Origin of the sequence: Bradyrhizobium sp. SZCCHNPS1003, from assembly GCF_032381555.1 — a bacterium.
In the GTDB taxonomy this organism is placed as follows: Bacteria; Pseudomonadota; Alphaproteobacteria; order Rhizobiales; family Xanthobacteraceae; genus Bradyrhizobium.
The window spans coordinates 45150-57633 of record NZ_JAUHIU010000019.1 but is presented as its reverse complement, the minus strand read 5'-3'; the positions used below and the strand labels follow the sequence as shown (position 1 = coordinate 57633).

Here is a 12484-nt window from a genome sequence, read left to right as displayed (position 1 = left end):
TGCGAAGTCAGTCCTGTTCCCTCCCCCGCTTGCGGGGGAGGGTCAGGGTGGGGGCTCTCGCCGCAACGGCAGCGGCAACGGTTTCAAGAACGCCGGCGCGATTGGCCAGTACGTCGTTGTTGGCAAAGCGCAGGACATGAAATCCTTTGGCTTCGATCACAGCTGAGCGCGCAGCGTCGCGCTGCTCGCCCTCTGTCGAGAAATGCTGTCCGCCATCGAGCTCGATCACCAGACGTGCCGCGTGGCAGACAAAGTCGACGATGTAGCGGTCGATCGGTGCCTGACGACGAAAGCCTGCGCCGAGCAGGCGATGGCCGCGCAGCTCCGACCACAAGATGCGCTCGGCATCCGTCGCGTTCTGGCGGAGGGCCCGTGCGTTTGATCGAAGCTTCGGCGCGACTGTCCAGGTGGGCTTGTCGTCGTCCATCGACGCCTCCTGCGCGGAGAGACCCCCGCCCCAGCCCTCCCCCGCAAGCGGGAGAGGGAGTCCGACCACCCGTGCGGAGAGGTCGAGACGGATCACGCGCTCAGCCCTCCCGCCAAGGTCGGCACATCGAGCGGCTTGAAGCCGTAATGGGACAGCCAACGGACGTCGCCTTCGAACAATTGGCGCAGGTCGCTCATGCCGTATTTCAGCATCGCGATGCGGTCGATGCCCATGCCCCAGGCAAAACCCTGGTACTCGTCGGGATCGATGCCACAGGCGCGCAGCACGTTCGGGTGCACCATGCCGCAGCCGAGAATCTCCAGCCAGTCCTCGCCCTCGCCGAAGCGGATCTCGCCCTTGTCGCGGCGGCACTGGATATCGACCTCGAGCGACGGCTCGGTGAACGGGAAGAACGACGGCCGGAATTTCATGTTGATGTGGTCGACCTCGAAGAACGCCTTGCAGAACTCATGCAGGATCCATTTGAGGTGGCCGAGATGTGAGCCCTTGTCGATGACGAGGCCTTCGACCTGGTGGAATTGCGGCGTGTGGGTCGCGTCCGAATCGATGCGGTAGGTGCGGCCCGGGCAGATCACGCGGATCGGCGGCTTCTGGCTCAGCATGGTCCGCACCTGCACCGGCGAGGTGTGGGTCCGCAGCAGCATGCGCGAGCCGTCCGGCTTCGGATTGAAGAAGAACGTGTCGTGCATCTCCCGCGCCGGATGGCCTTCCGGGAAGTTCAGCTTGGTGAAGTTGTAGTCGTCGGTCTCGACATCGGGGCCCTCCGCGATCGAGAAGCCCATGTCGGCGAAAATCGTGGTCAATTCGTCCATCACCTGGCTGAGCGGATGGATGCGGCCGGTCTCGGCCGGCGAATCCTGCAGCGGCAGGGTGACGTCGATGGTCTCGGCCGCGAGCCGCGCGTCCAGCGCAGCGGCCCGGAGCACCTCGCGGCGCGCGGTGAGCGCCTGTGTGACCTTGTCCTTGGCAAGGTTGATCGCAGCACCCTGCGTTTTGCGCTCGTCCGGCGACATCTTGCCGAGGGTGGCCAGCAGCGCCGAGATCGAGCCCTTCTTGCCGAGGGCGGCGACGCGCACGGCTTCCAGCGCGGCTTCATCGCCGGCGGTGGCGATCTGGTCGAGGATCGAGGTCTCGAGCGAGGCGAGGTCGGACACGGTCAAAATCTCCGCGGGACAAAGGCGGCTGGGTTGTCGCCGCGCGGGCGACAGGGGTCAAGCGAAAGGATCGATGTCGCCGAACAGCAAAAAGCGGCCGAGATCGTCGGCCGCTTCGCAGTCCTCGCGATGAGGAAGGGCGATCAGGCGGCGAGCGCCGCCTTGGCCTTCTCAACGATCGCCTGGAACGCGGCGGGCTCGTTGATCGCGAGATCCGACAGCACCTTGCGGTCGACGGTGATGCCGGACTTGGACAGGCCGTCGATAAATCGGCTGTAGGTCAGCTCGAACGGACGCACAGCGGCGTTCAGGCGCTGGATCCAGAGCGCGCGGAAGGTGCGCTTCTTGCGCTTGCGATCGCGGAACGCATACTGGCCGGCCTTCTCGACGGCCTGCTTGGCGGTGCGGATCGTGTTCTTGCGGCGGCCGTAATAGCCCTTGGCGGCCTTGAAGACTTTCTTGTGCTTGGCGTGGGCGGTCACACCGCGTTTGACGCGAGACATGCCGGGTATCCTTGGATTCAGAGATGACGATCAGCCGCGGCTTGGAGGCGGCCAGGGTTTCGGAAGCGAGAGGCCGGTCAGGCGTTCGGCAAGAAGTACTTCTTGACGTTGTCGCCGTCGGTCTTGAACAGCACGCGGGTGCCGCGCAGCTGCCGGATCTGCTTCTTCGTCCGCTTGATCATGCCGTGGCGCTTGCCGCGCTGGGCGTGCATCACTTTGCCGGTGGCAGTCACCTTGAAGCGCTTTTTGGCGCCGGATTTGGTCTTCAGCTTGGGCATTTGGCTCTCCTTCATGCCAACGGCAAGCCGCCCGCTAAAGCGGCGCCATCAGGCGAAAATGCTCGTTAGAGCGTTGGTTGTGCTCAGGTATTGGGTCCAAACAAGGATCCACCCGCACAGGGACATCGCCACGGCAGCCCTTGATCAGCCGGGCGACGAAGGCCGCGCTTATGCCAGAGACGGTGGCTCTTGGCAACGCTGAACCGCCGAATCGGCTCGTCCGAGCCATGGTCAGCCGACATGGTCAGCCGACATGCGAGCCGCGGGTACAGGTATCCCAGGGCGGCCCTCGGCCACCAGCACCGGCCGGCTCCGTTCGGTGGAGCCGCAAAGGCTCCTCCGGCAGCTGCAGCGGGCGGTGGCAGGTCCTGATCCGCGCCCGCAAAGAGCGGTTCTGACGGGGGCCTCAAGAGAAAAGCCCGCCAGACGTGTGGCGGGCTCGGTTTGGTGCGTCGGTGGCTGGCGACTAGCGCGGGGCCAGAACCATGACCACCTGGCGTCCCTCGAACCGCGCGTCCTGCTCGACCTTGGCGAAAGCCGCGACGTCGGACTTGACCTTGTCGAGCAGCTTGGTGCCGATCTCCTGGTGCGCCATTTCGCGGCCGCGATAGCGCAGTGTGATCTTGACCTTGTCGCCCTCTTCGAAGAAGCGCTGCATCGCCCGCATCTTCACGTCGTAGTCGTGATCATCGATCATCGGGCGGAGCTTGATCTCCTTGATCTCGACGACCTTCTGCTTCTTGCGGGCCTCGGCGGCCTTCTTCTGCGCCGAATACTTGTACTTCCCGTAGTCCATGATCTTACAGACGGGAGGATTGTTGTTCGGCGAAATCTCGACCAGATCCATGCCGGCATCAGCGGCCATCTTGATCGCAACCACGGTCTCGACAGTGCCGCGGTTGGTACCTTCTGAATCGATCAGCTGGATCTGCGCATTGCGAATCTCATCATTTGTGCGCGGCCCGTCTTTGACGGCAGCGGGCGGGGCTCGATTGGGGCGGCGAATGGGTAGTTCTCCAAGGTTGTGGAAGAAGGCGACTATTTTGAAGGAAGATGCCCTCGCGGGCAAGACAGCTGGCGTCCCGTGCGTCGAATTAACATCCGGCCGTCATGGCTCTTGCGTCGCACGCGCAGGACTTCGGCGCGGCCGTGCATTCCCCCAAAGGGACCACATGGCCAAGAATGGCGATCAAAACCGCACTTTCGAGGCCTCGTGGCTCCGCTGGCGGACATAGAGTGCGCGGGGCCCTTTCGCAAGCGGCAGCGCCCGGTCGACCGGATTGACGCGACCGGCTGGTTCGCCCACACAGCCCCCGAAATCGAGTAACGATCCATGAACCCTGCTGCAGAAAATGCCGATACGCCCGTCTTCGTCACCGTCGGCGCGGGCGAATCGTCGCGCCGGATCGCGGTGCGGGCGCGGCCAGGCCGCCCGCCTGGGCTGTTCTGGCTCGGTGGCTTCAATTCCGACATGAAAGGCACCAAGGCCCTGACCCTCGACGCCTGGGCCGCCGAGCGCGGCCGCGCCTGCGTCCGCTTCGACTATTCCGGTCACGGTGAATCCGGCGGACGCTTCGTCGACGGCACCATCAGCCGCTGGCTCGAGGAGAGCGTCGCGGTGTTCCGGCAATTCTGCCGCGGACCCCAGGTCGTGATCGGTTCCTCGATGGGCGGCTGGATGGCGCTGCTGCTGGCGCGCGAGCTGCTCAAGGACCCGGCGGAGGCGACGCTGGCGGGCCTGGTCCTGATCGCCCCGGCGCCCGATTTCACCGAGGAGCTGATGTGGAAGGGCTTTGCGCCGGCGGTCCGGACCGAGATTGAGATCAACGGCGTCTGGATGCGTCCGTCGGAGTATGGCGAGCCCTATCCCATCACCAGGGCGCTGATCGAGGACGGGCGCAATCATCTCCTGCTCGGCGGTGCCATCAAGGTCGGCTGCCCGGTGCGCATCCTGCAGGGCGCGCAGGACCGCGACGTCCCCTGGCAGCATGCGTTCGCACTGACCCACCGCCTGCCGGCCGAAGACGTGGTGCTGACCATGATCCAGGACGGCGACCACCGGCTGTCGCGTCCGCAGGACATCACGCGCATGCTGGCCGCCGTCGGCGAGATGGGCTAACGCGGCCCGCCTCAGCATCGCGCCTGCCATTCCGCGCGGACGCTCTCGTCGGTCTCCGACGTCAGCGCCGCCTCCGCACGTCGCGCGTAAGCAGCCTCGTCGAGCAGCCAAGCGAGCGCCCAGGCGGCGGCACCGCGCACCAGCGGACTCGGATCGGTCGCCAGCCGCTCGGCGGACGGCGTCAGCGCCGCATCGCCGGAGTTGCCGATCGCGATCAGCACGTTGCGCAGGAAGCGGTCGCGGCCGACGCGCTTGATCGGCGATTTCGTGAACAGTGCGCGAAACGCGGCGTCGTCGAGCGCCGCCAGCGCGGCGAGATCGGGGGACCGCAGCGATTCGCGGGCCGCCAGCTTCGCCTCGCGCCCCGCTTGCGCGAACTTGTTCCACGGGCAGGCGGCGAGGCAGTCATCGCAGCCGTAGATGCGGTTGCCCATGGCCTTGCGGAACTCGCGCGGGATCGGCCCCTTGTTCTCGATGGTGAGATACGAGATGCAGCGCCGCGCATCGAGGCTGTAGGGGGCCGGGAACGCCGCGGTCGGACAGCTGTCGAGGCAGGCTCGGCACGAGCCGCAATGATCGCGCTCCGGCGCATCGGCGGGCAGGTCCAGCGTGGTGTAGATGGCGCCGAGGAACAGCCAGGAGCCGAAACCGCGCGACACCAGATTGGTGTGCTTGCCCTGCCAGCCGAGCCCTGCCGCTTCGGCCAGCGGCTTCTCCATGACGGCCGCGGTGTCGACGAACACCTTCACATCACAACCGGCCTGTGCGACCAGCCAGCGGGCGAGCGTCTTGAGGTTCTTCTTGATGACGTCGTGATAGTCGTCGCCGCGGGCATAGACCGAAATCGCAGCATTGCTGCGCTGGGATAGGACCGCGCGCGGATCCTCGTCGGGGCCGTAATTGACGCCGAGCATGATGATGCTGCGGACCTCGCGCCACAGCGTGGTGGGATCGGTGCGGCGGGACGGCTCGCGCGCCAGCCAGTCCATGTCGCCGTGCTGGCCGGCGGCGAGGAAGCGTTCGAACGCGGCGGCCCGCTCGGCGCTCACGACCGGGGCGGTGATGCCGATGGCATCGAAGCCCAGCCGTTGCGCCTCGGCGGCCAGCGCCGCCTTCAACGTCTCCGGCGTGGGCCTATCGGCGCTCAGAAGTCCAGGTCCACATAGGTCCGCGACGCCGGCACGCCCGCCAGCCAGTCGGAGAGCAGCGGCCGGAACGACGGCCGCGACTTCACCCGCGCGTACCACGCCTTCGCTGCGTCGTCCTCGATCCATGGCACGTCGCCCAGATAGTCGATCGCCGACAGATGCGCGGCGGCGGCCAGGTCGGCATAGGTCAGCCGGTCGCCGGCCAGGAAATTGCGCCGCTGCGCCAGCCAGCCGATATAGGCGAGATGATAGCGCACATTGGTCTTGGCGGCGCGAATCACGTCGGTCGACGGCGGCCCGCCGCCATCCTCCTCGCTCATGAAGCGCTTATAGATGCGCTCGGTGACCAGCAGGTTCGAGGCCTCCTCGAAGAACTTGGTGTTGAACCAGTCCATCAGCCGGCGCACCTCGACGCGCTCGGCCGCCGACGCCGGCATCAGCCGGCGATCGCCCATCTCGGGCCCGCAGGTCTCGTCGATGAATTCGGCGATCACGCCGACACCGGGCACCGGCGGCAGGCCTTCGACCGACAGCACCGGCGTGGTGGCCGCGGGATTGAGCACGAGAAACGCCTCGCGGCGCTCCCAGGCGCGTTCCTCCACCAGGCGCAGATCGAGCCCGTATTCGCCGAGCACCAGCCGGACGAAGCGTGAATGCGGGCAGAAGGGATGGTGGTAGAGCGTGTACATGGAGCCTTTCGACGATTCCGCGGCTACGGCGCTTAACGAACAATCAACCATCGGTTCGCACCGACGCCTCGTCCCGATACCGGCGCGCGGGTGCGCTCGCGAATCGGACCATTAGCGCATGGTCGGCGAAAGTGTAAGCAGTAGGGCGACGGGCGGTCATGCGGGAAACGGCGCTTTCGGGAACAGCGATCAGCGCGCCCGATCCGCTGTCCGGCATTGCCTCGTTCTGATTCGCATGGCCGATCACACGCCGGTTCATTCATCGGATGTGGCCGGTTCGAGCGCTTTTTGCAATTGCGGGCGGGAGCCGAATAGGCGAGAAGGGCCGCGTTTTGCCGGCAATCCAGGATCCGATCAATGATGTCAGATACGCTGCGGGCGGTGCTTCTCGGCATAATCGAGGGCGTCACCGAGTTTCTTCCCGTATCCTCGACCGGCCATCTGTTGCTGGCGGAACGCTTCTTCGGGCTCGGCGACGAGGGGTTCTGGAAGAGTTTTGCGATCCTGATCCAGCTCGGCGCCATCCTCGCCATCGTCGCGCTGTACTTCTTCAAGCTGTCGCGCGTCGCCATCGGCGCGATGTCGAACGCTGACGACCGCCGATTCATCATCGGCGTGCTGATCGCCTTCCTGCCCGCCGTCATCATCGGCCTCATCGCCGGCAAGTACATCAAGGCGCTCCTGTTCGATCCCTGGGTCGTGTGCTTCTCGCTGATCGTCGGCGGCGCCATCCTGCTGTGGGTCGATCAGATCGATCTCAAGCCGCGGGAGCACGACGCCACGCGCTATCCGCTCATGATGTATCTGTGGATCGGCGTCGCGCAGTGCTTGGCCATGATCCCAGGCGTGTCGCGCTCCGGCGCCACCATCGTGGCGGCGATGCTGCTCGGCGGCGACAAGCGCTCGGCCGCGGAGTTCTCCTTCTTCCTGGCGATCCCGACCATGGTCGGCGCCTTCGTCTACGACTTCTACAAGAGCCGCGCCGAGATGACGTCCGATCACCTCGGCCTCATCGCGATCGGCTTCGTCGTCTCCTTCATCACCGCCATGATCGTGGTGAAGGCCTTCCTCGGCTACGTCACCCGCCACGGCTTCGTGCTGTTCGCCTGGTGGCGCGTGATCGTCGGCACCCTCGGCCTGATCGCGCTGGCGCTGGGGAAGTGAGCTGAGCCCCAGCTCCATCCACCGTCATTGCGAGCGTAAGCGAAGCAATCCAGTTTGGTGGGCGAGACTCTGGATTGCTTCGTCGCTTCGCTCCTCGCAATGACGTGGAGAGGCCGGTGGCCCCTCACGCGTTCTTGCGCTGGAACTGCCCGGACGGACGGAAGCGCCAGAGATATTGCGGGGCGACCGCCTCGAGCGAGTCCGGCGTGATGCCGAGGCCCTGCAAGGTCAGCCCGGCCGCCTTTGCCGCCTCCGACACTACGTTGTCGTAGCGCAAGAGCTCGACCTGGTCGGGCGTCAGCTTCAGCGGCCCCGGCGCGAACTGCAGGATTGCGGCCTGCAGTTTGGCGAGCCCGAACGGCAGCGGCAGTAGCGCGCGGTCGCGATCGGTGATGTCGAGGATGATTTTCAGGATTTCCCGGAAGCTCAGCACCTCCGGCCCGCCGAGCTCGTAGGTCGCGCCGGGCTGCGCCTTGCCGTCGACCGCATTGGCCACCGCGGTGGCGACGTCGCCGACATAGACCGGCTGCATCTTCGTCTCGCCGCCGCCGATCAGCGGCAGGAACGGCGAGATCCGCGCGAGCCCTGCAAAGCGGTTGGTGAACTGGTCCTCGGGGCCGAACACGACCGAGGGGCGCATGATCACGGCCTCGGGCACCGCGGCCAGCACGGCGGCCTCGCCGGCCGCCTTGGCGCGGGCATAGCTCGATGCCGACTCCGCGTCGGCGCCGATCGCCGAGACGTGCACCATGCGGGCGCCAGCGGCGGCCGCCGCCTTGGCGACGGTGGCGGCGCCCTCGGCCTGCACGGCCTCGAAGGTCTGCGCGCCGCTCTCGGTCAGGACGCCGACGAGGTTGATCGCGACATGGCTGTCACGCAGCGCTGATGCGACCGAGTCGGGATAGCGCAGATTGGCCTGTACGGCGTGGATCTGGCCGACCCGGCCGAGCGGCTGCAGGTGGCCGGCGAGCTCCGGCCGGCGCACCGCGACACGGATGCGGTAGTCGCGCTTGGCCAGCGCCCGGACCACGTTGCGCCCGACGAAGCCGGAGCCGCCGAAGACGGTAACCAATGTGTCCAGATTCGATGCCATGGAATGAGTCCTGGGATTGCCGGGCGGTCGGTCCGCCCCGGACGAGATAGCTGTCAGCGGCGATTCGCACCCCGCGGCCCGCCATCCTGGGCCGCTGTATAGCCCATCGTCCGCACTGCGGAAAAGGGAGCCGTGTTTTTGCGCATGGCTTCAGAAAAATTGTCATCTTGGGCGTTCAGCGGTTTGACAAGCGCCCGTTCGATCCGTACACAGCGCCCCCATGCCCAGGTGGCGGAATTGGTAGACGCGCTGGCTTCAGGTGCCAGTGGCTTAACGGCCGTGAAGGTTCGAGTCCTTTCCTGGGCACCATTTTGGTGGTGACCTCCCCCGCACAAGAGATCTCCGACAGACGAGCGCGCTGATGCGCGTTGCGGTCGAATAGAGGTCGGTGTCGATTGGCCCGGTGTCTTCGACACATCGGCCTCACGGGTTTCCCCGAGATTGCGAACGATTTTGCTTCAGGCTTCCGTGATGCCGCTGCTGCAAGCCGCGAGCTCCCACCCTCCCCTGGAGGGGGAGGGTCGATCGCACGCGAAGCGGGCGAGCGGGGTGGGGTGATCTCTCCACGCACGCCAGCGCCAGGGGAGAGATCACCCCACTCCGCCTCACGATTCGCTTCGCTCTCCGCGAGGCGACCCTCCCCCTCCAGGTGAGGGTGGGCGCCGCCTTCGTGTTGAGTGATCACCATGACCGCCGTGGTCTTTCTCGTTTAGGGCAAGACCTATCAGCCTCGCGGCGCGCTTTGCGCCCGAGCTGTGCTGATCGTCTCGCCCTCGATATCATGAGGGCGCAGGGAGAGCCGGGTGCCGACCGCACCCATGGCCCGCCAGCGAAGGAAAATGCTGGCGGCAGGAACCACAGGTACGCGCCGGATCATCCGGCCCTCCCTGCGCGACTGGTTTTAACGGCTGCTTCGCGTTCTCCCTGGTGCGCCGGGCTTGTTGGCCACCATCCCCACGCGAAGCGAAAGCTTCGACATGAGTTGATATCAGCATCGGGATATCAGGACCGCGCGACTTGACCGTGCGTGCATCGCCGTTCGTCCGCGCAAGTAGCTCGCGCTGCGTCGACACACGCCCATCGCATCCCACTGCCAACGTCTCGTGACGGTCGCGACACGCCCCTCATGCGGCAGCAGGGACGCGCGGAAATGTGCAGGTGATTTGCCCGACGAGGCTGGGCAAGAACTCAGTGTTCACGGTAAGATTTGGGGGCATGACGAATCGGCCGTTCAAGAGCGGCGAGAGCCGCGATCAAAAGAGCCTGCTTCCGCCTCGGATTGAGGATTATGTCGGGCCGGACAATCCGGTTCGTGCGATTGACAGCTACGTCAACGCTCTCGATCTGGCCAAGCTTGGCTTCCGCCACGCCAAGCGGAGGGGATCGGGTGTCGGGCAGCCGCCGTACGATCCGGCGGACCTGCTGAAGCTTTATCTCTATGGTTATCTGAACCAGATCAGATCGTCGCGCCGGCTCGAGCGTGAAGCCGGCCGCAATCTGGAGCTAATCTGGTTGTTGAGGAACCTGAAGCCCGGCTATCGGACGATTGCGAACTTCCGCAAGGAGAACTGGGCTGCCTTGAAGGCGGCGAACCGTAGCTTCGTCCTGTTGCTGCAGGAGATCGGGTTGATCGGCGGGACCCTGGTCGCGGTCGACGGCGCGCTGTTCCACGGCAATGCCAGCAAGGACAGCATCTTCACGCGCGGGAAGCTCGCCAAACAGATCGCCAAGCTCGATGAGGAGATTGAGGCGTACGGCAAGTCTCTCGACACCAACGACGCGGCGGAAGCCAAGCAGCCCGACGACGGCAAGGATGGCAACAAGGATGGCGGCGATGTCGGGGACAAGATCAAGGAGCTGATGGCCAGGCGTGAACGCGCACAGTCCGATCTGGAGAACCTGGACAAGGGCGACAAGGGACAGGTGTCGAAGACCGATTCCGATGCGCGACTGCTGAGCAAGGGCGACCAGACGATCGCAGGCTACAATGTCCAGAGCGTCGTCGACGACAAGCATAAGCTGATCATCGCCAGCGAGGTCGTCAATCGCAGCGATACAGGACACCTTCATATGATGGCGAAGGCGGCCAAGGAGGGCCTCCAGGTCGAGGCGCTGCAGATACTGGCAGATGTTGGCTATTACAACAGCGAGGATATCAAGGCTTGCGAGGATGACGGCGTCACCGCCTATGTCCCGCTGCATCACGGCAATGGCAAGAAGCACGGTCGCTTCACGCGAGGTGACTTCACCTACAATTCCGCGACCGACACCTACCAGTGTCCCGCAGACCAAGCGCTGCATCCAACAAAGAAGCTCTGGAAGAATACGAGCGGCAGGATGGAACGCCGCTACCTGGCCTCCGTGGCGACTTGCGGCATCTGCCCCCTCAAGGCGTCTTGTCTCTCTGCGAAGGAAAAAAGCCGCCGCGTCTCTCGATGGGAGCACGAAGAGGTGCTGGATCGTCACCGCCAGAGGATGGCGAGCGAACAGGCCGGCCAATTGATGCGCCGCCGCTCGGCCATCGTCGAGCACCCGTTCGGCACGCTCAAGTGCCGCGCCGGCTATCAGCACTTCCTTGTCCGCGGCTTCGACAAGGTTCGCGGGGAATGGAGCCTCATGGCGCTCTGCTACAATCTCACCCGCGCCCTCAACATTCTCGGCTTCGACGACTTCCTCGCCCGCATCGCCGAATGGGCTCTTGCAGCTCTACATGCCACTTCCGGCGAAGCGAGGGGCGCATGGGAGGCGGTTTCGCTTGCCCTGATCCGATTCTGGACCATGATGCAGTCATGGCTCGAAATTGCACCGCGCCGAGCCCTCTCACCCCCCTAATTCGGATTCTTGCCCAGCCTCGACGGTGCAAGCCCGCACCCATGCGACAAACTAACACGACGGGCAATTTGGAGATGGGAGGTATGCGGGATATCGTCTCCGATGTGGAGCGACAATGGACGGCCCGTTAGTCTTTCTGCGTCACCATCTGCAACGAGAGCGATAGATGGGATGATGCGAACATCGAATCCGCGTAGCAGTCGGATGGACCTACCCATGTCCCAATGTGCGTCCGCTCTGGGGCGGGCTGTTCGGACCATCGGGCGGCTCATGGGCCTGATGGTGCTCCTCCTGCTCATGTCGCATCATCCTGCGGATGCGCATCGTCCCGCATTTACGCGAACCGCACCAACTATGTTGCCGAACGGTCAACCCGGCGAACTTCGGCTCTTGCGTGGCGATGGGATCTTCGGACCCGATCTCGTTCGCGCGCTGATCCTGGACGCGAAGGGAAACCTGCTAGCCCGCAGCCATCGCAGCCACCTCATCGCGGTGTCCTGCGCGGCTGCGTGCAAGGTCTTCGATCTGGGGAGCGACACGGTTCTGGAGCTGGAGCCCTCTTCCTTCCGATCGGGTCAGATCGTTCCGGGTCTGGGAGACGAAGACCGGGACCGGCTATGGCCGCTCGAGGCGGGAGACGACGCTTGGGGGTTCCGTGTCCGGCCGGCGACGGCGATCGAGCGCATTGAAGGCAATTGGGCCATGGTCACGGATGGGCCGATCCAGTTCGTACTTCTGGCCTTGCCAGGTGTAATCGCGGCCCTCATCGGCCTGATGATCTTGAAATCGTTTCGCCGTCGCGGAATGCCTGTCATGCGCGCGTTGGCAATCTGCGCCGCCACCCTGGGGACTGGGTGTCTTGTTGTGATTGGCTTTCTGCTCGCGATCTTGGGGTCGTTCACGACCGAGCTCTGGTTGGCCGCTACCTTGATTGGCGTGTTAGCTGTCCTCGCCATTTCCCAACTCGTCGCGCTGCGGACCCAATGATGTGTCAGTCTCTGGGCGGATAAAGGCTGCGAGATTGGTTGTACAATGTGGTCACGGCCCAGCTTTACG

The 12484-nt window shown here is 64.9% G+C and carries 12 protein-coding genes and 1 tRNA gene; 5 read left to right on the top strand and 8 right to left on the bottom strand.

Translation table 11 applies throughout. From position 1 onward, the window contains the following. Positions 1 to 7: 7 nt before the first annotated feature. From QX126_RS27130 to infC, 5 genes are all read right to left on the bottom strand, one after another. Positions 8 to 427, bottom strand: a complete 420-nt coding sequence (locus QX126_RS27130; protein ID WP_315784924.1) for an endonuclease domain-containing protein — start codon at positions 425 to 427, stop codon at positions 8 to 10. 92 nt (positions 428 to 519) lie between these two features. Beyond that, the gene (pheS, locus tag QX126_RS27125; protein ID WP_315778125.1) at positions 520 to 1602 is read right to left on the bottom strand and encodes a phenylalanine--tRNA ligase subunit alpha; all 1083 of its coding nucleotides are present in this window, start codon (positions 1600 to 1602) and stop codon (positions 520 to 522) included. 143 nt (positions 1603 to 1745) lie between these two features. Further along, positions 1746 to 2105, bottom strand: a complete 360-nt coding sequence (gene rplT / locus QX126_RS27120) for a 50S ribosomal protein L20 (RefSeq protein ID WP_012040570.1) — start codon at positions 2103 to 2105, stop codon at positions 1746 to 1748. Positions 2106 to 2182: 77 nt separating this feature from the next. After that, positions 2183 to 2383 (bottom strand): 50S ribosomal protein L35, encoded by a 201-nt coding sequence (gene rpmI / locus QX126_RS27115; RefSeq protein WP_008539890.1) that lies wholly within the window; start codon positions 2381 to 2383, stop codon positions 2183 to 2185. Between the two features lie 466 nt (positions 2384 to 2849). Then, entirely contained in the window at positions 2850 to 3389 is a 540-nt protein-coding gene (gene infC, locus QX126_RS27110; protein WP_315740503.1) for a translation initiation factor IF-3, read from the bottom strand. A gap of 327 nt (positions 3390 to 3716) precedes the next feature. Here infC and QX126_RS27105 point away from each other — a divergent pair, with 327 nt between their 5' ends. Next, positions 3717 to 4502, top strand: a complete 786-nt coding sequence (locus QX126_RS27105; protein ID WP_315784921.1) for an alpha/beta hydrolase — start codon at positions 3717 to 3719, stop codon at positions 4500 to 4502. An 11-nt stretch (positions 4503 to 4513) separates the two neighbouring features. Here QX126_RS27105 and queG read toward each other — a convergent pair whose 3' ends face one another. Next, a complete protein-coding gene (queG, locus tag QX126_RS27100; protein ID WP_315785044.1) occupies positions 4514 to 5698 on the bottom strand; it encodes a tRNA epoxyqueuosine(34) reductase QueG in 1185 nt (394 codons plus the stop codon). Beyond that, positions 5647 to 6339 (bottom strand): glutathione S-transferase family protein, encoded by a 693-nt coding sequence (locus QX126_RS27095; RefSeq protein WP_315758183.1) that lies wholly within the window; start codon positions 6337 to 6339, stop codon positions 5647 to 5649. Before QX126_RS27095 ends, queG begins: the two co-directional genes overlap by 52 nt. A gap of 357 nt (positions 6340 to 6696) precedes the next feature. Here QX126_RS27095 and QX126_RS27090 point away from each other — a divergent pair, with 357 nt between their 5' ends. Then, positions 6697 to 7503, top strand: coding sequence for an undecaprenyl-diphosphate phosphatase (locus tag QX126_RS27090; RefSeq protein ID WP_315740364.1), 807 nt, complete (start codon positions 6697 to 6699; stop codon positions 7501 to 7503). A 124-nt stretch (positions 7504 to 7627) separates the two neighbouring features. Here the strand turns inward: QX126_RS27090 and QX126_RS27085 are convergent, their stop codons facing one another. Continuing rightward, entirely contained in the window at positions 7628 to 8596 is a 969-nt protein-coding gene (locus tag QX126_RS27085) for a complex I NDUFA9 subunit family protein (protein WP_315784918.1), read from the bottom strand. Positions 8597 to 8818: 222 nt separating this feature from the next. Between QX126_RS27085 and QX126_RS27080 the strand changes: the two genes are divergently transcribed. The 3 genes from QX126_RS27080 (at position 8819) to QX126_RS27070 (ending at position 12415) form a co-directional block, all read left to right on the top strand. Continuing rightward, positions 8819 to 8905, top strand: a tRNA-Leu gene (locus QX126_RS27080). Positions 8906 to 9811: 906 nt separating this feature from the next. Beyond that, a complete protein-coding gene (locus QX126_RS27075) occupies positions 9812 to 11428 on the top strand; it encodes an IS1182 family transposase (protein WP_315739830.1) in 1617 nt (538 codons plus the stop codon). A gap of 270 nt (positions 11429 to 11698) precedes the next feature. Next, positions 11699 to 12415: a hypothetical protein gene (locus QX126_RS27070; protein ID WP_315784916.1), complete on the top strand. Its 717-nt coding sequence runs from the start codon at positions 11699 to 11701 to the stop codon at positions 12413 to 12415. The last annotated feature ends 69 nt before the right edge of the window (positions 12416 to 12484 follow it).

Bases quoted from the DNA above. Each gene is read 5' to 3' on its own strand.
- QX126_RS27105 (WP_315784921.1), top strand. From the start codon at position 3,717: ATGAACCCTGCTGCAGAAAATGCCGATACGCCCGTCTTCGTCACCGTC.
- QX126_RS27075 (WP_315739830.1), top strand. From the start codon at position 9,812: ATGACGAATCGGCCGTTCAAGAGCGGCGAGAGCCGCGATCAAAAGAGC.
- QX126_RS27085 (WP_315784918.1), bottom strand. From the start codon at position 8,596: ATGGCATCGAATCTGGACACATTGGTTACCGTCTTCGGCGGCTCCGGC.
- QX126_RS27130 (WP_315784924.1), bottom strand. From the start codon at position 427: ATGGACGACGACAAGCCCACCTGGACAGTCGCGCCGAAGCTTCGATCA.
- QX126_RS27090 (WP_315740364.1), top strand. From the start codon at position 6,697: ATGATGTCAGATACGCTGCGGGCGGTGCTTCTCGGCATAATCGAGGGC.
- rpmI (WP_008539890.1), bottom strand. From the start codon at position 2,383: ATGCCCAAGCTGAAGACCAAATCCGGCGCCAAAAAGCGCTTCAAGGTG.
- QX126_RS27070 (WP_315784916.1), top strand. From the start codon at position 11,699: ATGGGCCTGATGGTGCTCCTCCTGCTCATGTCGCATCATCCTGCGGAT.
- rplT (WP_012040570.1), bottom strand. From the start codon at position 2,105: ATGTCTCGCGTCAAACGCGGTGTGACCGCCCACGCCAAGCACAAGAAA.
- QX126_RS27095 (WP_315758183.1), bottom strand. From the start codon at position 6,339: ATGTACACGCTCTACCACCATCCCTTCTGCCCGCATTCACGCTTCGTC.